This window comes from Halosimplex rarum (assembly GCF_047715405.1).
GTDB lineage: Archaea > Halobacteriota > Halobacteria > Halobacteriales > Haloarculaceae > Halosimplex > Halosimplex rarum.
In genome coordinates this window covers 2,338,862-2,361,342 of sequence record NZ_CP180412.1, presented here as the reverse complement: position 1 = coordinate 2,361,342, position 22,481 = coordinate 2,338,862, and the positions used below count along the sequence as shown (strand labels likewise).

The following is a 22,481-nucleotide window of genomic DNA, read 5'->3' as shown; positions in this document are numbered from 1 at the left end:
CGAGACGATAAATGTGTCATCCAGGCAACTACCGAAACGGTTCGACGCTGGCCACTCGGTAGGTTTACGGACGGCCCGCGCTTCCGATATCCCATGAGCGAGGCCGATCAGGAGTCCGGGTCGCGGGCGGGACGGGAGGAAGTCTGGATCGAGAAATACCGACCCCAGCGACTCGACGAGATCGTCGGACAGGAGGACATCGTCGAGCGACTCCAGAGCTACGTCGACCGCGACGACCTCAGCCACATGCTGTTCTCGGGACCGGCCGGCATCGGGAAGACCACGAGCGCGACGGCCATCGCCCGGGAACTCTACGGGGACGACTGGGGGGAGAACTTCCTCGAACTCAACGCCTCGGACGAGCGGGGGATCGACGTCGTCAGGGATCGGATCAAGAGCTTCGCGCGCACCTCCTTCGGCGGCTACAACTACCGCATCATCTTCCTCGACGAGGCCGACGCGCTGACGAGCGACGCCCAGTCCGCCCTCCGGCGGACGATGGAGCAGTTCTCGAACAACGTCCGCTTCATCCTCTCGTGTAACTACTCCAGCCAGATCATCGACCCCATCCAGTCGCGCTGCGCCGTGTTCCGCTTCTCGCCGCTGTCGGACGAGGCCGTCGCCGAGGAGATGCGACACATCGCCGACGAAGAGGGGATCGAGCTCACAGAGGAGGGCATCGACGCGCTCGTCTACGCCGCCGACGGCGACATGCGGAAGGCGATCAACGCGCTCCAGGCCGCCTCCGTCACCGGCAGCGTCGTCGACGAGGACGCCGTCTACGCGCTGACCTCGACCGCCCGCCCGGAGGAGATCAAGGAGATGGTCGTCGAGGCGCTGGACGGCGATTTCACCGCGGCGCGCTCGACGCTCGATCGCCTCCTGACCGAGGAAGGCATCGCCGGCGGCGACGTGATCGACCAGCTCCACCGCTCGGTCTGGGAGTTCGACCTCGGCGACGAGGCGGCCGTTCGCCTGCTCGACCGCATCGGCGAGACGGAGTATCGGATCACGACCGGCGCGAACGAGCGGATCCAGCTAGAGGCGCTACTGGCGTCCATCGCGCTCGACGACTGACTCCCGCTCCGACTTCTCCGCGCCTGGCGTTTCTGAGCGTCGCTCCTACGGTATCACGCCGACGCGTCGTAGCCGGCGTCCTCGACCGCCCGTACGAGCGCGTCCTCGTCCGCGTCGCCCTCGACCGTGGCCGTCTCGGACTCGCGGTCGGCTTCGGCGTCGTTCACGCCGGGCACGCCTTCGAGCGCGTCTTCGACGCTCTGTTCGCAGCCCTCACAGCTCATCCCGGTGACCGTGATCTGTCGTCCCATACGCGAGCGGAGGGCCGCGAAACTCTTGTGTCCAACGACCCCCGGCGACCCCCGGACCGCTCCGTGACGCCGACGCGGCCGGAACAGTCGCTCTCGCCGATACCGCCGGCAACCCCGGCGCCGCCGTCACGGACACCGCCGATACCGCCGACGCCGCGGGAACCTGTGAACGTGACGACGTTTTATCCGTCCGGCGGCCGAACGGCCGCTATGCGCCGCTCCGCACGCACGGTCCTCCTGCCGGCCGTCCTGACGGTGGTCGCCGTCGCATCGCAGTTCCTCCCCCCGATCGCACTGGCACGCGGTTCGGTTCCCGCGTGGCTCCCGGCCCTGGAATCCACGGCCGCCACAGTCGCCGTCTACCGAGAAACGGGGCTCGCCATCGCCACGCTCGCCGTGCTCGCGGGCGCGTTCGCACTGGGGTATCGAGAGGCCAGCCACCGCGACGTCGGCCGGACGTACCTGCGGTACGTCGGAGTCGTCTGCGCTGCCGGGGCGACAGTGCTACTCCTGATGTTCGGTGGGGCCGTCGTCGCGAACGGCTCGGCCGGTTCGAGTCCGTTTCTGACCGCGCTCGTCGTAACGGCGACGCTGGTCGCGATCCCCGGCGTCCTCACGGTCAGCGCGCTGGCGGGCGTCACGGTGGCCTCGACGCGCGACAGCGGCTCGCGAGCCCTCTCCACGCGCGGCCTACTCCCGTTTGCGCTCGCCGCCGGCGTCGTGACCGGGGCCGGGCACGCGCTGAACGCCGCGGGCGACCTCGCCATGGTCGCGGGCGACGGCGTCGGGGTCCCGACGTGGCTTCCGCAGTTCGGGACTATCGGGACGACGGTGACGACGTACCTCCTGGCGAGTCAGCTCGCAGGCGACCTCGCGCTCGTCGGCGGCGGGCTCGCGCTGGGCGCACTGGCGGTCCGCCGGACCGGAATCGCGGCCCCGGCGCGACGCTTCGTCGCCGCGGTGGCGACCGGCGCGCTAGGCGGGCTGCTGGTCGCCTGGATACCGATCACGTGGTCTCTCGCGGCCGAAAACACCGACCCGGGTCTCGCGGCGGGCGCGGCTACACTTCCGAACGCGGTCGTCTCGACCGCCGTCGTCGCGACGCTCGCGACTGTCGCCGGCGTGGGCGTCGCCCGGTTCGAGGCCGACGGGTCGGACGCGGGAGGGGGCGTCGGCGACGACACCGACGACCCCGGGTTCGAGGCGGTGACGGAGACGCCGGTGAGCGAGCGGTCGATCCGCGACCACTGACGACCGGTCTCGGGCGTCGAAGCGTCGCTCGGGAGTACAGTTTTGGGGGCGGGCGCCCTACCAGCCATCATGAAATTCGTCATCGTCGGCTTCGGCCGCGTCGGGATGCGCACGGCCCGGATCCTTCGGAGCGAGGGTCACGACCTCGTCATCGTCGACAACGACCCGAAGAAGGTCGAGCGCGCGAGGGAGGAGGGGTTCACGGTCGTCGAGGGGGACGGCGCCCAGGAGGCGACGCTCGAGGAGGCCGGCATCCAGGACGCCGACGCGGTGGGCGCGCTGACGGGCGACCTCAACACCAACTTCTCGGCGTGCATGCTCGGCAAGCACTACGGGCTGCGGACGGCGCTACGCATCGACGAGGACTACCGCCAGGAGATCTACGAGAAGTACGCCGAGGACGTCGACGAGATAATCTACCCCGAGCGACTCGGCGCCGCCGGCGCCAAGACCGCGCTGCTCGGCGGCGACTTCAACGTCCTCGCCGACCTGACCGAGGAGCTGTCGGTCGCGACCGTCGCCATCCCCGAGGGGTCGCCGCTCATCGGCCGCCGCGTCGTCGAGGTCGATCTCCAGGGCGACGCTCACATCTACGCCCACGGCCGCGCGGACGAACCGATGGAGATCCCGCTCCCGCAGACGAAGATCGAGGCCGGCGACGACGTCGCCCTGATGGCCGCTCCCGCCGATCTCCCCGACATTCGGGCGTTCCTCCGCGGCGAGGAAGCCGCGGCCTGACGAGCCGAGCGCTGTTCGCAGTGAGAGTCGCGGTCGCGAGACGCGACCGCGGGGCGTCTTGGAGTGGTTGCGGATCGGGCGCGCCGTAGGGAGGATGGGAAGTGAGGCCGTCGCTGCGCGCCCACGCGTGACTGCTCGACCTGTCTATGTAAACACCCGTCAGACGCGTGTCAGACCGGCTGCAGTCCGGCGATTTTCCGCCGTTCGATCGGAGACGGAGCCGCTCGATCCGTGCGTTTTACCCGCCGCAGTCCGTCAGTTCGGACATGCCCTGGCGCGATCTGTTCGAACGGGCGGACGGCCGCGAGGTGACGGTCGAAGACGTGCGAGAAGCGATCGCCCGGCGACGCGAGGGCGGCGAGGACGGAGACGGGACCGGAGTAGGAGCCGGGACCGAGGAGGGGGAGGGGGAGGGATCGTGACCGACGCCAGCCCCGCACGGATCGTCGTCGGCGCGGACGTGCTCGCGGCGGACCTCCTCGTTGGGAGCGACGCCCGAGAGGCGATGGATCACGTTCGCTCGCACTCGTGGATGACTCTCGTCGCCAGCGATGCGCTCCTCGACGACGCCCAGGCGGTCATCGGCGACCTGGCCGACGCCGACCTCGCCGCGGACTGGCGCGACCGGATCGAGGAGTTGCGGGAGCCGGTCGACCACCCCGAGGGCGACCACCCGGCGCTCGCCTCGGCGCTCCACGGCGGGGCCATGCACGTCCTGACTTTCGACGAGACCCTCCAGTCGGCGGCGGCCGGCGCGGCCGTCCGTGGTCGCGTCGAGACTAGCGTCAAGGACCCGAGAGCCTTCGCGACGCTGTTCGACGCCGAATCGCTGTACGGAACGGTCGAAGACGGCGAGTATCCCGGCCCGGACCGCGACCCGCGAGCGTAGCAGAGACCCGGAAACCGCCCACCGCCCGCTCACTCGGTCGAAGCGCGCGTTTCGAGCCACTCGGCGAACTTCGCGAGCGCGCGGCCGCGGTGGGAGACGGCGTTTTTCTCCTCGGCGTCCATCTCCGCGAACGTGCGGTCGTCGTACGCGAAGATCGGGTCGTAGCCGAATCCGCCCGATCCCCGCGGCTCGACAATCTCGCCGGGGACGACGCCGTAGAAGAGTTTCACGGGCAGGCCGTCGCCATCGCCGTCACCGTCGGCAGTGCGCACCTGTTCGTCGGTCGTCGCCGCCGCGCGCTCCTCCGCCGAGAGGTCCTGACCGCGTCGGTCTTCCCTGTCCACGGGCTCCGGCGTGGCCTCGAACTCGCCGCCGTCGCAGTAGGCGACGACCCCGCGGAAGCTCGCGGCGCGGTCGTCTTCCTCGCTGGCGAGTCGCCAGACCCGCTCGACGCCGACGGTGTCGTGGACGTACGAGGAGTACGGGCCCGGGAACCCGTCGAACGCGTCGATGAACAGGCCCGCGTCGTCGACGAAGACCGGTTCGTCCGCGTACTGGTAGGCCGCTCGGGCCTTGTGCGCGGCGATGGCACCAAGGTCGGCGCTCTGGATCTCCGGCGTGTCGAAATCGAGCTGTTCGACCGGCTCCGCGAGGTACTCCCGTGCCTCGCGGACCTTCCCGGGATTCGTCGTGACGAACCGGATGGTCATGTCCGACGAGAGCGCTCGATTCGCCATAGGTGCGTTGGTTTCGGGTCTCTGTGTTCGATCGACGGCTACAGATGGTGTCGAGACGGACGTGAAAGCCGCACCATTCGATGTCCGGGTACGCTCTCGCCTGCTCGAAGCTCTTGCGAACGGCGTGAAAGCCCCCGTCGAGCCGACTGCCCCTTTCACGCTGTAATTTGCTCCAGTCCTCCTGCAGTCGTCTATCGAGGCAGTCGCTGGCTGACGAAGGCGGATGCGAAAAACCGCGGAGTCACGCGCTCAGTCTTCGACGACGACTTCGACGGGTTCCTCGCGTTCGTCCTCGAACTCCGTCTCTTTGGCGCTCTGGCTCTGCTGCCACCAGAGGGCGCCGGCGACGCCGAGGACGACCCACGAGCGCCAACTGGCGAGGTTCAGGGTGTAGCCGACGCCGAAGGGCTTCTCGACGAGCATGCCCTCGCCGGGCTGCCAGTACGTCGAGAGCATGCGCTTGAGGCTCGGCTGCTCGAAGTTGTACGGAATGCCGAAAAGCGACCCCGAGGTGGGTTTGTCGACCATGTGCCACGATTGGGGCGGACCGGTTAAGTGATTTTCCACCGCAGGCGCCGGCGCGACCGCCGCCGGAGTCCGCTCCGCACCGATCGGCGACCGGTCGTCCGCCGGTCCCGGCCCGTCACTCGTCGCTCAAGTCGCTCACTCGTCGCCGTCGGCGGCAGTGCCGTCGCGCTCCGCGGCGCCGAACCGTCGCCAGGCGCCGACGCCGAGCGCGCCCAGCGCGCCCAGTGCGCCGAATCCGGGGCCGTCGTCCGCGGTGGTTCCGTCGCCCGAGCCACCGACGGGGGCGGTGCCGGTCGCCGTGGGATCGTCGGTCGCTTCCGGCGGCGTCGCGCTCACGGACTCGCCGCCGGTGGGGTCGCCGACGGCGTAGACGCGACTGTCGCTGCTGCCGACGAAGACGGCGCCCGCGGTGACGGCGGGCGAGGAGAGGACGGGCCGGTCGGTCTCGACGCTGAACACCTCGTCGCCGGTCGCGCGGTCGACGGCGTAGAGCGAGTGGTCGGCGCTGCCGACGTAGACCGTGTCGCGGGTGACGGCCGGCGAGGAGAAGATCTGATTCCCCGTCGAGAACGACCACTCGATGTCGCCGTTCGCGGCGTCCATCGCCCAGAGCGTGCCGTCGAACCCGCCGACGTAGACGGTGCCGTCGACGACGACCGGCGAGGCGAGGATCGCGCCGTCGAACTGCCGTCCCCAGACGAGTTCGGCCGTGCCGGTGTCGACGGCGTAGATCGTGCGTGCGTAGTCGCCGAAGTAGACGACGCCGTCGACGACCGTCGGCGAGCAGGCGATCTCGCCGGTCGCGGGGTACTCCTTGGTCTGCTCGCCGGTCGCGGCGTCGAGCGCGACGACGCTCCCGGTGTGGTCGTCGTTCCACAGGCCGACGTAGACGGTGTCGTCGACGACGGCCGCGGTCGAGTCGACGCGGTCGGCGACCGAGCGCTGCCAGACCTCCTCGCCGGCGGTGTCGACGGCGTACATCGACCCCGCCTGCGTGCCCACGTAGAGGGTCCCGTCCCGGTAGGCTGGCGAGGCGAAGACGGGGCCGTCGGCCTCGAAGGCCCACTCGCGTTCGCCGCTGTCGGTGCCGACGGCGTGGAGGCGGCCGTCGTGGCTGCCGACGTAGACGGTGCCGTCGGCGACCGCCGGCGAGGACATCACTTCCTGACCGGTCTCGTAGGCCCACTCCTCCTCGCCGCTGACGGCGTCGATCGCGTAGAGGAAGCCGTCGTTGCTGCCGACGTAGACGGTGCCGTCGACGACCGCCGGCGAGGAGACGACGTTGTCTCGCGCGTCGTCGGGCGCCTCGTCGAACGGCGTGCCGGTCGCCGGCGGGGTCGCGGTCGCCGCTCCCGGGTCGCCGGTGTCGTACCGCCAGGCGACCGATCCCTCGGCGGGTCCGGGCGTCTCGGTATACCCGCTGTTGAGGGCGTCGGCCTGGAACTGGGGCCACTGCGTCGCTGACGCGCTCGGCTGTCGGCGCGCGGCGGGTTCGGACCCGCTGCTGTCAGCGTCGGTCGCGGCGACAGTTCCGGTCCCGGTCGCACCACCGAGCGTCGCGAGCGCGAGCGCGCCCGTCCCAGCGCGGCGGAGGAGGGCCCGCCGGCGCAGGGTCTGCTGGTCGTCCATGTATCCGGGACAGGAGGGTCGGGCGGAGTAAGTCTTCCGTTACCCGAGCAGGCTGGTGACCGGGCCGTCGAAGTTCAGGATGATCGCTTGCGCGCGGTCGCCGAAGACGGCTTTCCCGGTCGGCGAGCGCTTCTGGCCCGTGATGAACACGTGGTCGACGTCGTTGTCGTCGGCGACTTCGAGGATGCGGTCGGCCTCGCTCTCGCTGTCACCGATGCGGGCGCCGACGACCTGCCAGTCGACGTCGACGTCGTCGAAGACGTCCTCGGCGGTGTCTCTGGCCTGCCGCTTGGCCGCGTCGATGACGACGCTGTCGTCGTAGCTCGTGTGTTCCTCCTGCGCGACGACGTCGAGCGCCTCGCGCGCGTCCCTGAACTCCTCGGACGTCATCAGCGAGACGATGGTCAGCGTCGCGTCGACGCCCGCGGCGAGTTCCCCCGCCTCTCTCAACAGCTCCGAGTTCTCGTCGTCGTACACGACCAGTGGTTGCTCCATAGTTCGTATGTTCGCCGACGGGTATTTAAATCTCCGTGGTACCGGCTAACACGGCCGACGACTCGCCGGGTCTGACTGGGCCGCCGCGGGGTCGTGCATCCGTGAGGGGGGTCGCGCCGGACGGACGGGCGTCACTGACGCGCTACTGGTAGCGACCGCGCCCCTCGATCTCGCGGAGTCGGTCGAGGACGGCGTCGGGACGCTCGCTCACCGCGCGGTAGGCGTCCTCCGCGGCGGCCTGCAGGCGCTCGTGGTCGTCGGCCGTGCCCGCGAGGCTCTGGGCGAAGACGTGCAGGTCCATCGCGTGGTCCTCCTCGTGGCCGGTGTGGTAGCCCAGCCCGAAGTCGATGAGGAAGACGCGGTCGGTGTCCGCTACGGAGTCGCCCGCAGATCCGACGCGCACGTTTCTGGTCGTCGGGTCGCCGTGGACGAACCCCGCGTCGTGGATCGCCGCGAGGTGGCGCCCGACCGCCGCCGCGCGCTCGGTCGAGAGCCCGTCGTCCAGGTCGCGGTCGCCAACCCGCTGGAAGACGATGGTCGCCGACGCGGTGTCGACGTCCCGCACGAGCGGCGTCGGAACGCCCTGTCTGCGGGCTTCGCTGGTCAGTCGCGCCTCGATCCGCGTCCGCTCGCGGCGCAACCGCTCGTCGAGCGCGGGGTGGCGGTACGACCGCGGATGGCGGCGCTTGACGACGCGGTCGCCTTCGACGGTGACGGTCGCCTCCGCGCCCTGCTGTTCGGTCTCGCCGGCCTGGCCGTGTCCGTTCGCGCCTCCGACGCCGCTCGTGTCCGATCGCACGGGCACGGGCTCTCCGTCCCGCCAGGTCACGGGCACCTCGTCCGGGCGAAAGTCCGCGTCGATGGCCGACTCCTCGACCGCGAGGGTATCGCCCGCGGCGGCCATCTTCGCGCCGAGGACGGCGATCATCCCGGCGTTGTCGCGCAGAAAGCGGTTCTCGGGGACGTGCAGGTCGGCGCCGCGCTGCTCGCACATCTCGCGGAGCATCCCCTGGAGGCGCTCGTTCTGGCCCACCCCTCCGCCGAGGACGAGTTCGTCCCGGCCGGTGAGCGACAGCGCTCGCTCGCTCACCTCGGTCAGCATCGCGAAGACCGTCTCCTCCAGCCCGCGACAGACGTTCTCGACGGGAGTCCCGTCGTCGTACGCCTGCTTCGCGGCGCTCATGATCCCCGAGAAGGAGAAGTCCATCCCCTTGACGACGTAGGGGAGGTCGACGTACTCTCCTTCTTTCGCGTGCGCTTCGACCTTCGGGCCGCCGGGGTGGGACCAGCCGACGTGGCGGGTGAACTTGTCGAGCGCGTTGCCGACGCCGGTGTCCATCGTCTCGCCGAGCACGCGGTACCGGCCGTTGCGGTAGGCGAGGACGTGCGCGTTCGCGCCGCTGGCGTTGAGACAGACCGGCGCGTCGAACCCCGAGCGGTGGCGCCCGATCTCCAGGTGGGCCACCATGTGGTTGACCCCGACCAGCGGCACGTCGAAGCGCTGGGCGACCGCCCGCGCCGCCGTGCCGACGATCCGCAGGCAGGGACCGAGGCCGGGCCCGCGTGAGAAGGCGACGGCGTCGATTGGCGACTCGTCGGGGTCTTCGCCCGCTGCCGCGGCCTGCTCGCGGGCCGCCTCGATTGCCGTCTCGACGACCGACGGGACGGCCTCGCTCATGTGTTCGGCCGCCTCGCGGGGGTGGATACCGCCGCTCTCGGGCTGGTACGGGTCGCTCTCGATGGTGACCTCGTCGCTTCCGACCTCGTAGACGGCGGCGCTGGCCGCCCACGCGGTCCCCTCGATGCCCAGCACTCGCCGGATAGCTCCGTTCCCGTCCCCGTTCGGCGGACTCGCGGCCATGTGGTTCCCGATTCTCGTCTCCGGACGGAAAAGACGACTTCGGTCTGTGGCCGCCGCGGCCGCGGTCTACCGGCGTCGCCGACAGCGGGCCGGCGTCGCTGACAGGGCCGGCGTTCCTACTGACTCGTGTAGCCGCCGTCGATCGTCATCGCCTCGCCGGTGACGAACGACGCCTCCTCCGAGCAGAGCCAGACGGCGGCGTCGCCGATCTCCTCGGGTTCGCCGAGGCGCCCGATCGGCGTCGCGGCGGCGGTCTGCTCCATCATCTCCGGGTCCTCCTCCCGCGACCGCTGTACCATCGGCGTGTCGATGACGCCGGGACAGACTGCGTTGACCCGGACGCCCTCGCCGCTGTACTCCAGCGCCGCGGTCTTCGTCAGGCCGATGACGCCGAACTTGCTGGCGACGTACGGGCTGATCTCAGGGAAGCCGAGCCGTCCGGCGATCGACGAGGTGTTGACGACCGCGCCGCCCCCCGATTCGAGCATGACCGGGATCTCCGCGCGCATCCCGAGGAACACGCCCTTCAGGTTCACGCCGATCACCCGCTCGAAGTTGTCGACCGGCTGGTCGCTCGTCGCCTCGCGCTCGCCCTCGATACCGGCGTTGTTGAACGCGAAGTCGAGGCCGCCGTAGGTGTCGACCGCGACGTCGACCATCGCGCCGGCGTCGGCGGGGTCGCTCACGTCCGTCTCCACGAACGTCGCCTCGCCGCCGGCGTCCTCGATGTCGGCGACGGTCGCCTCGCCCTCCTCGACCTTCAGGTCCGCGACGACGACCGACGCTCCTTCCTCGGCGAACCGCTTTGCGGCCGCTTCGCCGATACCGCCGCTCGCGCCCGTCACTATCGCTGTCTTACCGTCGAAGTTTGCCATTGGTTGTCTCCCCGTTCGACGTTCGGGCGCGGGTCGTATGAATGTGTCAGCCGTTTCCAAGAATCTGCGAACACGTGCACGTCGTCGGCGCTCCGGTCACCCGCCGAGGCGAGTGTCAGACGGGCGTCACCGCCGCCAGTTCGACAGGCTGAGAACGGTGCCGACGAACGCGAACTGGGCTGCGATACCCGAGACGACCGCGGTCAGCAGGGAGACGCGGCCCCACCGGACGACCGTCCATCGGGATCCGGGGCCCGCCAGGATATCGAGGACGACCGGGACGACGCGGTCGTAGCCGAGTGCGGCACCGAGCGGGAAGAGGGCGACGCCAACGGCGACAAGGAGCGCGCGCATCGCGCCGGGGATCGGATCGCTCGGTGACCAGCGCTCGCCCAGCAGCGCCCCGCGGGCACGGTAACAGACCGATTCCCCCGCCAGCACCAGGCCCACGGCGAACGCGGCCTGGGCCTGCAGGAGGATCACGTCCCACGGCGCGACGGCGACGACCGATATCTCGTGTACGGCGTCCAAATCGGCCGTTAGTGCCGGCCAGATCCAGATACGCAGGGCGTACCACGTCGAACCGGCGCCGAGGAGGAAGGTAGCGACCGCGGCGAGGAGCGTCCACGGATCGTTCCGTGCGTCGGCGAGGGCGGTCCGAATCCTCGATCCGCCGGCCGCTCGCTTTCGGGTGGAGGGACTAGTCACTCGAACGGAACGACCACCGTCTCGGGTATCAATCTTCCGTCGGGATCCGGTCGCTATCGATCCCACCCGAAACAGACGCCAAGCGAGCGGCTACGAACCGGTGAAAACGGCGGAAAAGGCGGGGCCTACTCCCACTCGGTGTAGCCGCACTTGCCACAGTGCTTGCGGTCGCCGTGGTCGGCGAGGAAGGTGTCGCCGCAACGGGGGCACTGTTCGCGCTCGGTGGTGCCGTCGTCCTCGTAGAGCTCGTGTCGGGGCATCTCAGGCCTCCTCGGCCTCTTCGGCCTCGCCGTCCTCGGCGACGATCTTGTTGCGTTCGAGCATGTGGTCCTGCTCGACGTCGCGGGCGTACTCGGCGTCGTCGTAGACCTTCGCGTAGCCGACAGTCTTGCGCATGCCGAACTTCGTGTCGAGCTCGTGGACGACGACCTCGCCGGCGTCCTTGTTGAGCTTCGCCGCGAGAGAGTCGCGCACAGAGAGCCGCGAGGGGGTCGCCTCGTCGTGGGTCATCTCGAAGCGCACGTCCGTCCGATGCAACATCGGATTCTCGTCTTCCGCGATGATGTCGATGTCCATGGTTCGTTGTCCAATACTCCCCCCGAAGCGGGTAAAAGGATTTCGAAGCGAATAACGCGTCCAGCGACGCCCGTCGAAGGGTCCGGGGGCGCTCGCGCCGGCCCGGACCAATCCCACGTACCGGTGTGCGGTTCGCCGGCGCGGTCGCCGTTCACCGACCGGCGCGCATCTCGCCCAGTTCCGCGAGCAGGTGCGAGACGTGGATGCGGTCGTTGGTCCCCTCGTGGAGGTCGACGTCGATCTCGCCCGCGAGTTCGTGGACTCGCGCCAGCTCCGCGCCCGAATAGCGCGAGCGCGCGACCGTGAGCACGTCTTCGAGGACCTCCTCGCCGCTGTGGCCCTCGTCGACGAGCAGGTCGTCGAGCGTCTTGCGGGCGTCGGTGAACTCCCCGGCCTCGGCGGCGGTGATCATCTCCTGTACGCGTTCGTCGGCGCCCAGCGACCCGAGTACCTCGTAGGCGGTGTTCATCGTGATCTCGCCCTCCTGCTCGTAGGTGGTCTGGGCGGCGAGGATCGCCTGGCGGAGGTCGCCGTCGGCGTAGCCCGCGACGTACTCGATGCCCTCGTCGTCGTGGTCGGCGTCCTCGGCCTCGACGATGTGTTCGAGGACGGCGACGGTCTCCTCGTGGGTGGGCTTCCTGACCGAGACGGGGAAACACCGCGAGCGGATCGGCGGGATGAGCGCCGAGGGCTGGCGCGTCGCGATGACGAACTGCGTCGCCTCGTAGTACTGCTCCATGACGCGGCGCAGCGCCTGCTGGAAGTCCTCGCGGACGCCCTCGGCGTTGTCCAGCAGGACGGTCTTGTAGTTGCCCGAGACGGGCGCGTAGCTCGCCGACTCCTTGAGGACGTGGTTGATGAGGTCGGCCTTCGAGGACTCCCGGCGCCGTTTCGAGTCGATGAACTGCGAGAAGCGGTCGTCCTGGCTGACCTCCTTTTTCGTCATGTCGAAGAAGTCGGCCACGTTGATCTCCACGAGGTCGGCGTCGGGGTTCTCGTGGAGTTCGTCGGCCAGCGCGCGGACGGCGGCGGTCTTGCCGGCGCCTTTCGGCCCGTGGACGAGCAGGTTCATCGGCTCCTCGACGACGCTCTGGAGGTGCTCGCGCACCGTCGGCTGGGGGAGGTCTTCGAGCGCCGGCGCGTGGGTCTCGGTCCACAGCGGCCCCTCGACCGCCGCGGCCGCGTCGTCCTCGGACTCGTCGGCCATCGACTCCCGGTAGGCGACCCCGGCGTATCAATCCATCTCTCTCGGTCCGGCGACAGGGGGCGTCACGATGCCGGCCGCCGTCGATGTGGGTCTGGAACGATGATCCCATTTGGTGGTGATGCTCAGTACAAGTGAACAACGTAACGGGGACTGTCGTAAACTACAAAATATATGTCATATGTGGCGTGCTGAATACAGTGAGTTCTCCCACCGTCCACACAAAATAACTGCCTGATACAAAGGTCGTGTCCCAGCGATAGATCATTGGTCGGGAAGGCTCGCACGGATAGACCGACAGATCGCAGGTTCTAACTCGGTATTCCGGTATCCCGCTGCGAGATTGAGATCGATAGCCCAGAATCGGTTTTCATCATCGCGGACGAAATCGACCCCGAGACCTCGAAGATCGGTTCGTTCGACGAGACGTTGGAGGCGGGCGGTAAGCCTCGGTCTGGCCCGCGCCTTGCTGAGGAATCGCTTCGGGCCGTACAGCTTTGACGTGACGCGCCTTCCCGCCGTCTGAATGGACTCCCCATCGTCTACGGCGTAGTACTTGTAATCGACTGGTTTCGTCGGGACGAGTTCCTCATAGAAGTCCCCCTCACCATTCAGTTCGGGGTCTCCATTCCAGATGTAGTAGTCCTTTGCAACGCACTCCCCGGCGGGTTTCTCAAACGTCACTGAGGGGGTGTGAAATCCTACTTCCTCAAGCGCTTGCAGACAGATCAGGCGAGAGCTAAACGCTATGGTTGCAGGGAGGTTGTTCCACAGTGGTGTACCCGTCCGCCGAGCGTAATTGAGAGATGGAAGTGTAACCGGGAAGGCCTGCTTGTTGACAAGTAATGAGAGCTCGTCGAGTTTACTCGGCGAGATCTTGGAGCGAGGATCGAAGAATCGAACAGTAATGCCGGATTCACGCAGGCGTTCGGCGACTGCGGAGAACACTGGCTGATCCGCAGCACAGAGGATGCCGATTCGATCGGCAGCATTCTGAGCCATCTCTACTGCCAAATAGTGGTTGATCGGGATAGGACTTGGCCGTCAGGTTCGGAGGTGTGAGGAGAAATCGACGGACAATATCAGTCAGAGGAAAGGCGTGCGAGATATGCGCCCTATGTAGCAGGCCCCTCAAAATATTTATTGAAACTGGCAGCTTCTCCAGCAATCAATTCGCACACAAACCGAACACTGCACCTACCGTCCCGAGTGCGGGTCGAACAGTTCGTCGAACACCTTCCGCTGGGCGGCGCGGAGGTGCTGGTGGTAGGTGGGCCGGGAGATGTCCATCGACTCGGCGAGGTCGTCGCCATCGACGTCGCGGGGCCACTCGAAGAAGCCGCCGAGGAACGCCGTGCGGATGGCGGTCTCCTGGCGGTTGGTGAACCGGTCGGTGACGGCCTCGCGGAACTCCTGACGGGTGCGAACGGGCCGCTCGTGCTCGTGGTAGCCGACCAGGTCCGTCCCCTCGTAGCGGTCGGCGACGAGTTCGAACACCTCGCGGGCCTCGGCCTCGTAGGGGAGTTCGATGGTGTACCGGGCCACGCCGTCTTCGGCGGTGACCGCCCGCGTGACCGCGCCGTGGTCGGCGAGCACCTCGACCAGCGAGTCGTCGACGACCGCCTCGAACAGCACGTCGCCGTCGTGGTCGACGATGGTCGTCGCGGAGGCGACCGCGTCGTCCGCTGCGAGCGCCGATTCGAGTTCGTCCGCGTCGGCGCCGGTCGCCGCCACGTACAGCCGGAGGCTGCCGTCGGACTCGTGGACCGACCCCGTCAGCTCCAGGGCGGCGTCGGTCCGGGCCGAGAGGCGGCCGAAGAGGAGGTCGCTGTCACGGACGGTGAACTCCAGTTCGACGACGCGGTCGGTCGAGAGGATACGTCCGCTCTCGATGGCGTTGACGGCGTTGGCGACCGCGCGGCCGAGCGCGCTGAGGACGACCTGTTCGCGGTCGGCGAAGGCGTCGGTCGTCGGCGCGTAGACGCAGAGGACGCCGTAGCTCGCGTCCTTGTAGGTGAGCGGGACGGCGATCATCGACCCGAGACCGGCCTCGTGGGCGACCGCGTGGACGCCGTCCGCGGGCGCGTCCGCGAGGTCGTCGACGATATGGATGGTCTCGTCGTCCAGCGCGAGCGCGGCGGGGTCGGCGGCGTCGCGGGCCGCGGCCCGGTCGAGCGAGAGCGACTCGACGGCCGATTCCAGTTCGGGCACGTCGCCGTCCCACGCGGCGGCCTCGACCCGATCGGCGGCCAGGTCGGGCTGGCCGATCCACGCGAAGGCGTAGGGTTCGGTCACGACGAGCTGTTCGACGACGCCGCGCTCCAGTTCCTCTCGGGTGCCGGCCTGGACGAGCACCTCGACGGTGTTCTCGATGAGGCCGTTGATCCGGTCGACAAGCGTGTCGACGCGCTCGCGGGCGTCGCGGACCTCCTGTTCGCGCTTGGCGCGGTTGGCCGCTGCGGCCGCGCTGGTCGCGAGCAGCTGGGCGGCCCGGCGGTCGACGTTCGAGAAGTCGTCGGGCTCCTCGGAGCCGATGCTGATGGTGCCGTGGACGCCCATCGGGACGTGCAGCGCCGACCGGACGACCTCGTCCTCGCGGTCGTCCCCTCGTTCGTCCGCTGGGGTCGACAACCCCTCGTCGGCGACCATCTCGCCGTCGACGAACGCCCGGCCGGGTCCGCCTTCGTCGACGTCGTAGCTCGGCGTCTCCAGCCCGCGTTCGACGACCGCGTCGGTCGTGCCGGCGGGGTGCAGTCGGTCCTCGTCGCGGTCGAACAGGCGGACGACGTTCAGTTCGAACCCGAGCACGTCCCTGACGGCCCTGGCCGCCATCTCCGCGACTTCCTCGCGGTCGCGGGCCTGCATCAGCGACCGCGAGGAGGTGACCAGTTCCGAGAGCATCTCCCGCTGGGCCGTCTGCTCGGTCACGTCGCGGACGACCCCGACGACGGCGCGGACCTCGCCGTCCCCGCCGGTGCGGACCGTCATGCTGTCCTCGCAGGGGACCGGAGACCCGCGCTTGCGCTGGACGACCGACTCGACCGTCCGCTCGGTCTCCTCGCCCGCTAGCAGCGCCGCGACGGCGTCTCCCGTCTCTTCGTCGCCCTTGACGGCGGAGACGTGCTCGCCGAGGAGTTCGTCCGGTTCGTAGCCAGTGATCCGGCTCAGTGCGGGGTTGACGAACGTGAACCGGCCGTCGGTGTCGAGTTCGTAGACGCCGTCGTCGACCGAGCGGACGATCGTCTCGTAGCGGCCCAGTTCCCGCTCGTGCTCGCGGCGTTCGAGTTCGTAACTGACCCACTCGATGAGCAGCTCGATGAACGTCTCCTCGGCGTCGCTGAACGGCGCTTCGCGGGTCCTGTCGGACCCGAAACAGAGCGTCCCGTAGCGCTCGCCGTCGACCAGCAGCGTCCCCCCGAGGTAACACGCCAGCCCGAACCGCTCGTCGGCGGGGTCGTCGTCCCATCCCGCGGCGGCGGTGTCCTCGACCGCGAGCACCCCGTCGGCGTCGAGCGCCCGCCGGCAGTACGTCTCGCACAGCGGCGCGCTCGCCCCCGGTTCGAACGCCCCGGGGTCGCCGTAGGTCGCGACGATCGTCTGCGTGCCGTCCTCGATCCGGGTGAGGTAGCCGAGTTCGAGGTCGAGCCGCTCGCAGCCGACGGCGAGCGCCCGGTCGAGTTTCTCGGGGAACGAGCGGTCTCGCGAGGAGGCCAGCCGCTGGAGGTCCCGGAGCGCCCGCTCGTTGCGCTCCAGTTCGGCCTTCGTCCGCTTCCTGTCGGTCACGTCGCGGAGCGACACCGAGAGCCCGTCGGGCGCCGGGAAGACCGTCACTTCCAGCCACGACTCGGTCGCCCCGTCGAAGGTCTCGAAGGTCCGGACGGTCTGGCTCTCCAGCGCCTCGCGGTACTCCCGCTCGCACACCGTCCCCTTCGCTTCGGGGAACACGTCCCAGACGTCCTCGCCGACCACTTGCTCGCTCCGTCGGTCGAGGGTATCCTCGGCCCGGCTGTTGAGGTACGTGATCCGCAGATCGTCGTCGAGGCCGACGACGCCGCGGTCGACGCGGTCGAGTACCCGCTCGGCGCTCGTCTCCGGTGACGATGCGACACCGCCGCGGAGCCGTTCGGACTGCTCTCCGCTGCCGTCCGCGGCCGTCGCGGGTCCGCCGTCGGCCGGTTCACCGGTCTCCGTGAGCAACTGCTCGACCCGCCGGGCGAGGACCGCCGCCTCGCCGTCGCCAGCCTGGACGTAGTCGGCGACTCCGGCGCCGAAGGCCGTCTCCGGCGTCGGGTCGCCGTCCCCGACGACCACGACCGCCGTTGCTTCTCGGCCCCCCGCGCGTTCGACGAGGTCCGCGAGGCTCTCGGCCGTCGCGTCGCCGACCCACACGAGACAGTCGGCGTCCCCCAGGCCGTCGATCGCGGCCGGACCCGTCGCGCTCGCCGTCTCCGTGGACAGCGACCCGTCCGCCCCGAGTTCGTCGGCGAGGGCCGCCGCGCGCTCGGGGCGGCGGGCGACCACGAGAACCCGCCCACTCCCTGACATTGCCACTCTCTTTCGCTCCGAGCGGCTTAAACCCAAGTATCGCGGTGGATTGCCGGAGGCGGCGGAGCTGGCCGGCGGGCTGTCCTCGCCGGTGTTCAGCGTTCGGAGGCCACGGTGGCTATCGGCGGATGGACCGTCACGGCCTGGGAAGGTTCGAATCGGTGCGGTGCCTGCTTTCAGTCGTGCTGTGCGGTGTGGTGGCAGATTTGCCGTGCGGAAATGGTGGATTGTTGTACCGGGCGCGAGGGAGCGGAGCGACCGACGCGTCCGGCTTTTTCACCCATGTTTTTGGCAAGCGGGTTCCCGTAGCGAGCGCGAGGCCTCGAATGCGAGCGGGGAACGCAGTGACCCGCGAGGAAACCCGCCTGCGAAAAAGATGGTAGTGCGCCGTCCGGGAATTGAACCACGCCGAGACATTCCTGCTCGGCTCACTCCGTTCGCCTGCGCGGGCTGTGACTCGTCTACTTCACTTCCCGTGACCGAAATCGCGGCTCACGAGGACGAGCACACGCTACGCGGTGCTCGCCGTGACGTTCGCCGCAGAGATACGCTCACGGCTCACTTCGTTCGCCGTTCGCATTCCGAGGCGCTCACTCCGTCTGCTCACGGGCGGCTTCGCCGCCCGTTCGCACGGTATGAGGGACCTCCGGTCCCTCACTATTCGCGCCTCGCATGCGCCGTCCGGGAATTGAACCCGGGCTATTAGCTTGGGAAGCTAATGTCCTACCACTGGACCAACGGCGCCTGCTGTGCATGTCAGAATCGCAGTCGGGGTCACTTGAACGTAGCGCTTCGCGAGAGTGGACGGACGGTCACCGATGAGCGCCGACGCGAGGGTATTAGTCGCCGCCACCCCAATCGCCTGCCATGACTGCGACCGAGTCCATCGCCCGCGCGGACGACCCGATCGACCTGCGCCTCTCGAAAGCGGAACTCGACGCCCACCGCGAGCACATCACCGACTTCATCGAATCCCAGTACGAGGCCGCGGGGGCCGACCAGGCTATCATCGGCCTCTCCGGCGGCATCGACAGCACGCTCACCTCGCACCTCCTCGTCGAAGCCGTCGGCGCCGAGAACGTCCACGCGCTCGTCCAGCCAAGCGAGGTCAACCGCGACGAGAACATGAGCGACGCCGAACGCGTGGCGAGCGAACTGCTGGACGTGGAGTACGACGTAGTCGGGATCAACCCGCTCGTCGACTCCTTCCTCGACGCCTACCCCGACGCCGCCGAGGACACGACCGCGACGGGGAACCTCCGGGCGCGGGTCCGCGGCGTCCTGAACTACCTCGTCGCCAACCACGAGGGCGGGCTGGTCGTCGGGACGGGCAACCGCAGCGAGGCGCTCGTCGGGTACTTCACGAAGTACGGCGACGGCGCCGTCGACTGCCACCCCATCGCCAACCTCTACAAACAGCAGGTCCGCCAGCTCGCCCGGCACGTCGGCGTCCCGGACGACCTGGCAGGCAAGGAGTCCAGTGCCGAGCTCTGGGAAGGCCAGACCGACGAGGGCGAACTCGGGATGGCCTACGACACGCTCGATTCGATCCTCGCGCTCCACGTCGACGGCCCGCTGTCGACCTCCGCGACGGCGAACGAGATCGGGGTCGACGCCGAGACGATCGAAACGGTTCGTGGGCTCTACGAGGCGAGCGAGCACAAGCGACGGGCGCCGCCGGGTCCCGACCGGCTGCACTGAGCGGCAGAAAACGGAGTGGGGGACGGGTCGTGCGTTACCGTACCGGGTTCTCCGGGCCGCGGCCGATGTACTCGGCGGCGAACGCGCGGACCGTGCCGGCGTCGTACTCGTTCATCGTCAGGCGCTTCTCCCAGGCGGTCAGGACGTACGTCGCTTCGGGGTCGTCCTCCGGGTTGGGGACGGCGATGAAGCTCCGCCACTGGCCGGTCTGGTTGCTCGCCCAGCCGCGCAGCCCCTCCTCGCCGCCGGCCGAAATTTCGGCCGGGTCGTAGTAGACGACGACCGCGCCGTGTTCGAGCGAGTGGACGAGCGACTCGTACGCTTTCTGTTCGGTGTAGAACCCGGCGCTCTCCCAGGTGCCGCCGTAGTGGTCTCCGCTCGTCGGCGGGACCGTCTGGTAGTCGATCTCGGTCCCCTGCTGCTCGTGGTTCCGCCCGGTCGACTCCTCGGTCTCGACCTGGGAGATCACCGAGTCGGCGCCGCTGTCGGGGAGTCCGCTCGCCGACGCGGTCCCCCCGGATCCGCCCATCAGGAAGGTGACGTAGACGACGAGCGCGCCGGAGAACACCAGGAGTCCGACCAGCACGGCCGGTCCGAGCGGGAAGCCGCCCTCGGAATCCGGTTCGCGGTCCGCGACGCGCCGCTGGTCGATCGACCGCAGTTCCCCCTCGTGTTCCGCGGCGAGGTGGTCCAGGTAGGCCTCCTCCCCGTCGAACGTCGCCCCGCAGTAGTCGCAATCCGGCATTATACACTCACTGAGTCGGCTGCGCTTTCAACGGTTTCGGTTCTCGGGGTGACAGAACGGCCGACCGCCGACGACTCCGCGCCGGCCGAGAATTCGATGCCGGCCGAGAGTTCGGTGCCGACCGAGAGTCCCGTGACGGTGGCACCCGATCCGCCCGCTACCGCTCGAAGTCCGCGTGCAGGTCGGCGAACGCCTCGGCCTCGCGGCGCTCCTGGACGCCCCGTTCGGCGTCGTCCCGCAGTCGGTTTTTGATGACGCGCAGCGCTTCGGGGTCGTTGGCGGCGATCTCCGCGGCGACCGCCCGCGGGTCGTCGACGATGCGGGAGACGAGCCCCGTCCGGAGCGCTTCGTCGGCGTCGAGGACTCGTCCGGAGAGGGCCAGGTCCATCGCTTCACCGAGGCCCACGACCGCGGGCAGTCGGGCCGTACCGCCCCAGGCGCCGAACAGGCCGATGGTCGCACCGGTCTCGGCGAAGGTCGCCTCCGGCGTCGCGACGCGCACGTCACAGGCCAACGCCAGTTCGACGCCGCCGCCCCGCGCCGGTCCGTCGATCCCCGCGACCACGACGGCGTCGGCGTCGGCGATGGTCGACGCCACTTCCTGGCCGCGCCGAGCGAACGCCGCGGCTGCGTCACGGCCGTCGAGGGCGGCGACGGCGTCCAGGTCCGCGCCGGCGCAGAACGCCGAGCCCGCGCCGCGGAGGAACACGACCGGTACATCGGCGCCCGCGACGGCCGCTTCGAGGGCGTCGAGCGCCGCGGGCGTGAGGGCGTTCCGGCGGTCCGGTCGGTCGAGCGTCACCACGCGCACGCCGCCGTCGGTCGCGGTTTCGATCACCGCGGGACCCCGCGATGGCACGGCGATCGGTCGGGAACGGCGAGTGTACCGTCGCAGGCGTCGGCATAGGTGTCGTTCGGTAAGTCGTTTCCAAAGGTCTTTGCCCTTCCCCCCGCTAGCCGACGCCAATGGAGGAAGCCGCGGCGGTCCGCGTGGCCGCGACGGACGCGGTCGGCGACGTCGAGCCCGACCGCCTCCGCGAGCGCATCCGCGAACGCCTCGAAGACGGGTCGATGGCACCGGGCGTGCTGACGGTCCTCAGCGCCCGCGCCGCCGCGAGCCGAGCGCCGGAGGGCGACGCGACCTCGATATCGCTGGACGCCGTCGCCGAGCGCGGCGCGGGCGTCCAACTCATCTACGAGGGCCTGCGACTCACGCGGACGCTCTCGCAGGACCCGCCCTGGGAGCGCGACGGCGCGACGGCGGGTCCGCGGAGCGACGAACTCGCCGACGGCGTCCCCGAGAACGGCGTGAACGGCGGCTCGTCGGGGACCGAGCACCGCGAGTGGACCGACGGCGGAGACGTGACGCTCTCCGACGCGGACGGCGTCCCAGCGGACCCAGCTGATCCGGTGGCGACCACCGAGGCCGACGCCGCCGACATGGACATCCTCGTCGCCGACGTGATGGTCGCTCGGGGGTTCTACCTGCTCGCGCGCACCGAGGCCGCGGCGGAGGCCGTCGCGGTCGTCCGGTCGTTCGGCGGCGACCAGACGCGCCGCCGGACCACCGGCGACGAGACCTTCGACGGCAACCTGGAGGTCGACGTGTTCGAACTCGCCGCGGTCGCCGGTGCGGCCGCGGCCGGCGGCGAGGCCACCGCGGATCTGCGGGCCCACGTCGGTGAGATGGCTCGAACCGAGGGCGCGCTTCCCCTGGCCGAGGGCCTGTTCTCCGACGCGACGCCGGCGGCGCTCGCCGAGCGGTTCTGAGCCGATGGTCCCGGCGCCGTCTACCATGTGGCAAGCCCGCACGCCGGCGAAAGAATCGAAACGCCTAAAGACGAATCGCGGCAACTGACGGATGGCGCCTGGGTAGCTTAGAGGTAAAGCGCGTCCTTGGTAAGGACGAGAGCCCGGGTTCAAATCCCGGCCTAGGCTCTTCTCGCGAACTCACACCGACGAGCGACAGCTCTCCGACGTCCGGTCACGCTTCGGATTTCGCGAACACGAGGCAATACGAGTGGTCGTAACCGTATCCGAACTGGCCGTCGCCAGGGTCGTCGCGGCCCTCCCAGGTGACGACGACCTCGCCGTCGAAGTGGAAGACGTTCGCGACGCGCTCGGCGACGTCCCACGCCAGCGTTGTCACTCGACCTTCGTATTTCATGTTCGCGACGTCGACGACGACGCGAGCGCCCGGAGCCAGAACGGTGTCGAGACGGCTGAACGCGGCTTCGATGTCGTCCAGATACTTCTCGTAGGTACTCTCGCCGGCGTAGTTCTCGAAGGGGTTGCGGTCGTCGGTCCGCTCCATGAACGGCGGCGAGGTGAAACAGTAGTCGCAGGTCGGGAACCACGACGCGTCCAGCTCGAGGACATCGCCCTGTCGGACGTTGTCGGGGTCGTCGATCTGGTCTTTCACGTGGGCGGCGCGGTCGGGGTCGAACTCGATACCGTACGGGACCCTGTCGAGGCGCTCGGCGACTTTGAGGGTCGTGCCGTAACCGGCGAAGACGTCGATCACCCGGTCGCCTTCCTCGGTGAACTCCCGCAGGAAGTGTTCGACGAGGGCGTCGGGCGTCCGGAACTCGCCGTCCTCATCGTCCGGTAGGTCGTCGGTGTGCGCGTACTCGAACGAGAGGTAGGTCGCCATAGCTCGAACTTGCCCAAC

The 22,481-nt window shown here is 69.2% G+C and carries 23 protein-coding genes and 2 tRNA genes; 8 read left to right on the top strand and 17 right to left on the bottom strand.

Annotation, left to right across the window (positions count from 1 at the left end; genetic code table 11):
* Positions 1-93: 93 nt before the first annotated feature.
* Positions 94-1,077: a replication factor C small subunit gene (locus ACMGFH_RS11325; RefSeq protein ID WP_415378552.1), complete on the top strand. Its 984-nt coding sequence runs from the start codon at positions 94-96 to the stop codon at positions 1,075-1,077.
* 53 nt (positions 1,078-1,130) lie between these two features.
* Here ACMGFH_RS11325 and ACMGFH_RS11320 read toward each other — a convergent pair whose 3' ends face one another.
* Positions 1,131-1,328, bottom strand: a complete 198-nt coding sequence (locus ACMGFH_RS11320; RefSeq protein ID WP_415378551.1) for a heavy-metal-associated domain-containing protein — start codon at positions 1,326-1,328, stop codon at positions 1,131-1,133.
* A gap of 210 nt (positions 1,329-1,538) precedes the next feature.
* Between ACMGFH_RS11320 and ACMGFH_RS11315 the strand changes: the two genes are divergently transcribed.
* The 4 genes from ACMGFH_RS11315 to ACMGFH_RS11300 all read left to right on the top strand — a co-directional run bounded on the left by ACMGFH_RS11315 (position 1,539) and on the right by ACMGFH_RS11300 (position 4,206).
* A complete protein-coding gene (locus ACMGFH_RS11315) occupies positions 1,539-2,579 on the top strand; it encodes a hypothetical protein (protein WP_415378550.1) in 1,041 nt (346 codons plus the stop codon).
* A gap of 69 nt (positions 2,580-2,648) precedes the next feature.
* Positions 2,649-3,317, top strand: coding sequence for a potassium channel family protein (locus ACMGFH_RS11310; protein ID WP_415378549.1), 669 nt, complete (start codon positions 2,649-2,651; stop codon positions 3,315-3,317).
* A 266-nt stretch (positions 3,318-3,583) separates the two neighbouring features.
* Entirely contained in the window at positions 3,584-3,739 is a 156-nt protein-coding gene (locus ACMGFH_RS11305; protein ID WP_415378548.1) for a hypothetical protein, read from the top strand.
* Positions 3,736-4,206: a hypothetical protein gene (locus ACMGFH_RS11300; RefSeq protein ID WP_415378547.1), complete on the top strand. Its 471-nt coding sequence runs from the start codon at positions 3,736-3,738 to the stop codon at positions 4,204-4,206. The genes ACMGFH_RS11305 and ACMGFH_RS11300 overlap by 4 nt, the downstream gene beginning before the upstream one ends.
* A 29-nt stretch (positions 4,207-4,235) precedes the next feature.
* Here the strand turns inward: ACMGFH_RS11300 and ACMGFH_RS11295 are convergent, their stop codons facing one another.
* From ACMGFH_RS11295 to ACMGFH_RS11235, 13 genes are all read right to left on the bottom strand, one after another.
* Positions 4,236-4,916: a non-canonical purine NTP pyrophosphatase gene (locus ACMGFH_RS11295; protein ID WP_415378546.1), complete on the bottom strand. Its 681-nt coding sequence runs from the start codon at positions 4,914-4,916 to the stop codon at positions 4,236-4,238.
* A gap of 276 nt (positions 4,917-5,192) precedes the next feature.
* A complete protein-coding gene (locus ACMGFH_RS11290; RefSeq protein WP_415378545.1) occupies positions 5,193-5,471 on the bottom strand; it encodes a DUF5808 domain-containing protein in 279 nt (92 codons plus the stop codon).
* Positions 5,472-5,606: 135 nt separating this feature from the next.
* Entirely contained in the window at positions 5,607-7,100 is a 1,494-nt protein-coding gene (locus ACMGFH_RS11285; protein ID WP_415378544.1) for a PQQ-binding-like beta-propeller repeat protein, read from the bottom strand.
* 39 nt (positions 7,101-7,139) lie between these two features.
* Complete coding sequence (locus ACMGFH_RS11280; protein ID WP_415378543.1) at positions 7,140-7,595, bottom strand: universal stress protein; 456 nt, start codon at positions 7,593-7,595, stop codon at positions 7,140-7,142.
* A gap of 142 nt (positions 7,596-7,737) precedes the next feature.
* Positions 7,738-9,456 (bottom strand): bifunctional N(6)-L-threonylcarbamoyladenine synthase/serine/threonine protein kinase, encoded by a 1,719-nt coding sequence (locus ACMGFH_RS11275; RefSeq protein WP_415378542.1) that lies wholly within the window; start codon positions 9,454-9,456, stop codon positions 7,738-7,740.
* Between the two features lie 116 nt (positions 9,457-9,572).
* Complete coding sequence (locus ACMGFH_RS11270; protein WP_415378541.1) at positions 9,573-10,331, bottom strand: glucose 1-dehydrogenase; 759 nt, start codon at positions 10,329-10,331, stop codon at positions 9,573-9,575.
* A gap of 126 nt (positions 10,332-10,457) precedes the next feature.
* Positions 10,458-11,039 (bottom strand): hypothetical protein, encoded by a 582-nt coding sequence (locus ACMGFH_RS11265; protein ID WP_415378540.1) that lies wholly within the window; start codon positions 11,037-11,039, stop codon positions 10,458-10,460.
* Between the two features lie 125 nt (positions 11,040-11,164).
* Positions 11,165-11,299, bottom strand: a complete 135-nt coding sequence (locus ACMGFH_RS11260; protein WP_415378539.1) for a 30S ribosomal protein S27ae — start codon at positions 11,297-11,299, stop codon at positions 11,165-11,167.
* A gap of 1 nt (position 11,300) precedes the next feature.
* A complete protein-coding gene (locus ACMGFH_RS11255; protein WP_415378538.1) occupies positions 11,301-11,615 on the bottom strand; it encodes a 30S ribosomal protein S24e in 315 nt (104 codons plus the stop codon).
* A 151-nt stretch (positions 11,616-11,766) separates the two neighbouring features.
* A complete protein-coding gene (locus ACMGFH_RS11250) occupies positions 11,767-12,822 on the bottom strand; it encodes an AAA family ATPase (RefSeq protein WP_415378537.1) in 1,056 nt (351 codons plus the stop codon).
* Positions 12,823-13,083: 261 nt separating this feature from the next.
* A complete protein-coding gene (locus ACMGFH_RS11245) occupies positions 13,084-13,821 on the bottom strand; it encodes a hypothetical protein (protein ID WP_415378536.1) in 738 nt (245 codons plus the stop codon).
* Positions 13,822-14,016: 195 nt separating this feature from the next.
* On the bottom strand, positions 14,017-17,364 hold the full coding sequence (locus tag ACMGFH_RS11240) for a bacterio-opsin activator domain-containing protein (protein WP_415378535.1): 3,348 nt from the start codon (positions 17,362-17,364) through the stop codon (positions 14,017-14,019).
* 673 nt (positions 17,365-18,037) lie between these two features.
* Positions 18,038-18,108 (bottom strand) — tRNA-Gly (locus ACMGFH_RS11235).
* 123 nt (positions 18,109-18,231) lie between these two features.
* Between ACMGFH_RS11235 and ACMGFH_RS11230 the strand changes: the two genes are divergently transcribed.
* Positions 18,232-19,065 carry an NAD+ synthase gene (locus ACMGFH_RS11230; RefSeq protein WP_415378534.1) on the top strand — a complete coding sequence of 278 codons (834 nt, stop codon included), beginning with the start codon at positions 18,232-18,234 and terminating at the stop codon, positions 19,063-19,065.
* A gap of 34 nt (positions 19,066-19,099) precedes the next feature.
* Here ACMGFH_RS11230 and ACMGFH_RS11225 read toward each other — a convergent pair whose 3' ends face one another.
* Together ACMGFH_RS11225 and ACMGFH_RS11220 are read right to left on the bottom strand one after the other, a co-directional pair.
* Positions 19,100-19,810 carry a DUF3105 domain-containing protein gene (locus tag ACMGFH_RS11225; protein WP_415378533.1) on the bottom strand — a complete coding sequence of 237 codons (711 nt, stop codon included), beginning with the start codon at positions 19,808-19,810 and terminating at the stop codon, positions 19,100-19,102.
* 157 nt (positions 19,811-19,967) lie between these two features.
* Positions 19,968-20,648: an enoyl-CoA hydratase/isomerase family protein gene (locus ACMGFH_RS11220; RefSeq protein ID WP_415378532.1), complete on the bottom strand. Its 681-nt coding sequence runs from the start codon at positions 20,646-20,648 to the stop codon at positions 19,968-19,970.
* Between the two features lie 128 nt (positions 20,649-20,776).
* Between ACMGFH_RS11220 and ACMGFH_RS11215 the strand changes: the two genes are divergently transcribed.
* The gene (locus tag ACMGFH_RS11215; protein ID WP_415378531.1) at positions 20,777-21,580 is read left to right on the top strand and encodes a hypothetical protein; all 804 of its coding nucleotides are present in this window, start codon (positions 20,777-20,779) and stop codon (positions 21,578-21,580) included.
* A gap of 96 nt (positions 21,581-21,676) precedes the next feature.
* Positions 21,677-21,748, top strand: a tRNA-Thr gene (locus ACMGFH_RS11210).
* A gap of 46 nt (positions 21,749-21,794) precedes the next feature.
* Here ACMGFH_RS11210 and ACMGFH_RS11205 read toward each other — a convergent pair.
* On the bottom strand, positions 21,795-22,463 hold the full coding sequence (locus ACMGFH_RS11205; protein WP_415378530.1) for a DNA methyltransferase: 669 nt from the start codon (positions 22,461-22,463) through the stop codon (positions 21,795-21,797).
* Positions 22,464-22,481: the final 18 nt, after the last annotated feature.

Excerpts from the sequence above, each read along its gene's own strand:
- ACMGFH_RS11325 (WP_415378552.1), top strand. The coding sequence starts at position 94 with ATGAGCGAGGCCGATCAGGAGTCCGGGTCGCGGGCGGGACGGGAGGAA.
- ACMGFH_RS11320 (WP_415378551.1), bottom strand. The coding sequence starts at position 1,328 with ATGGGACGACAGATCACGGTCACCGGGATGAGCTGTGAGGGCTGCGAA.
- ACMGFH_RS11315 (WP_415378550.1), top strand. The coding sequence starts at position 1,539 with ATGCGCCGCTCCGCACGCACGGTCCTCCTGCCGGCCGTCCTGACGGTG.
- ACMGFH_RS11310 (WP_415378549.1), top strand. The coding sequence starts at position 2,649 with ATGAAATTCGTCATCGTCGGCTTCGGCCGCGTCGGGATGCGCACGGCC.
- ACMGFH_RS11305 (WP_415378548.1), top strand. The coding sequence starts at position 3,584 with ATGCCCTGGCGCGATCTGTTCGAACGGGCGGACGGCCGCGAGGTGACG.
- ACMGFH_RS11295 (WP_415378546.1), bottom strand. The coding sequence starts at position 4,916 with ATGACCATCCGGTTCGTCACGACGAATCCCGGGAAGGTCCGCGAGGCA.
- ACMGFH_RS11290 (WP_415378545.1), bottom strand. The coding sequence starts at position 5,471 with ATGGTCGACAAACCCACCTCGGGGTCGCTTTTCGGCATTCCGTACAAC.
- ACMGFH_RS11285 (WP_415378544.1), bottom strand. The coding sequence starts at position 7,100 with ATGGACGACCAGCAGACCCTGCGCCGGCGGGCCCTCCTCCGCCGCGCT.
- ACMGFH_RS11280 (WP_415378543.1), bottom strand. The coding sequence starts at position 7,595 with ATGGAGCAACCACTGGTCGTGTACGACGACGAGAACTCGGAGCTGTTG.
- ACMGFH_RS11275 (WP_415378542.1), bottom strand. The coding sequence starts at position 9,456 with ATGGCCGCGAGTCCGCCGAACGGGGACGGGAACGGAGCTATCCGGCGA.
- ACMGFH_RS11270 (WP_415378541.1), bottom strand. The coding sequence starts at position 10,331 with ATGGCAAACTTCGACGGTAAGACAGCGATAGTGACGGGCGCGAGCGGC.
- ACMGFH_RS11260 (WP_415378539.1), bottom strand. The coding sequence starts at position 11,299 with ATGCCCCGACACGAGCTCTACGAGGACGACGGCACCACCGAGCGCGAA.
- ACMGFH_RS11255 (WP_415378538.1), bottom strand. The coding sequence starts at position 11,615 with ATGGACATCGACATCATCGCGGAAGACGAGAATCCGATGTTGCATCGG.
- ACMGFH_RS11250 (WP_415378537.1), bottom strand. The coding sequence starts at position 12,822 with ATGGCCGACGAGTCCGAGGACGACGCGGCCGCGGCGGTCGAGGGGCCG.
- ACMGFH_RS11245 (WP_415378536.1), bottom strand. The coding sequence starts at position 13,821 with ATGGCTCAGAATGCTGCCGATCGAATCGGCATCCTCTGTGCTGCGGAT.
- ACMGFH_RS11240 (WP_415378535.1), bottom strand. The coding sequence starts at position 17,364 with ATGTCAGGGAGTGGGCGGGTTCTCGTGGTCGCCCGCCGCCCCGAGCGC.
- ACMGFH_RS11230 (WP_415378534.1), top strand. The coding sequence starts at position 18,232 with ATGACTGCGACCGAGTCCATCGCCCGCGCGGACGACCCGATCGACCTG.
- ACMGFH_RS11225 (WP_415378533.1), bottom strand. The coding sequence starts at position 19,810 with ATGCCGGATTGCGACTACTGCGGGGCGACGTTCGACGGGGAGGAGGCC.
- ACMGFH_RS11215 (WP_415378531.1), top strand. The coding sequence starts at position 20,777 with ATGGAGGAAGCCGCGGCGGTCCGCGTGGCCGCGACGGACGCGGTCGGC.
- ACMGFH_RS11205 (WP_415378530.1), bottom strand. The coding sequence starts at position 22,463 with ATGGCGACCTACCTCTCGTTCGAGTACGCGCACACCGACGACCTACCG.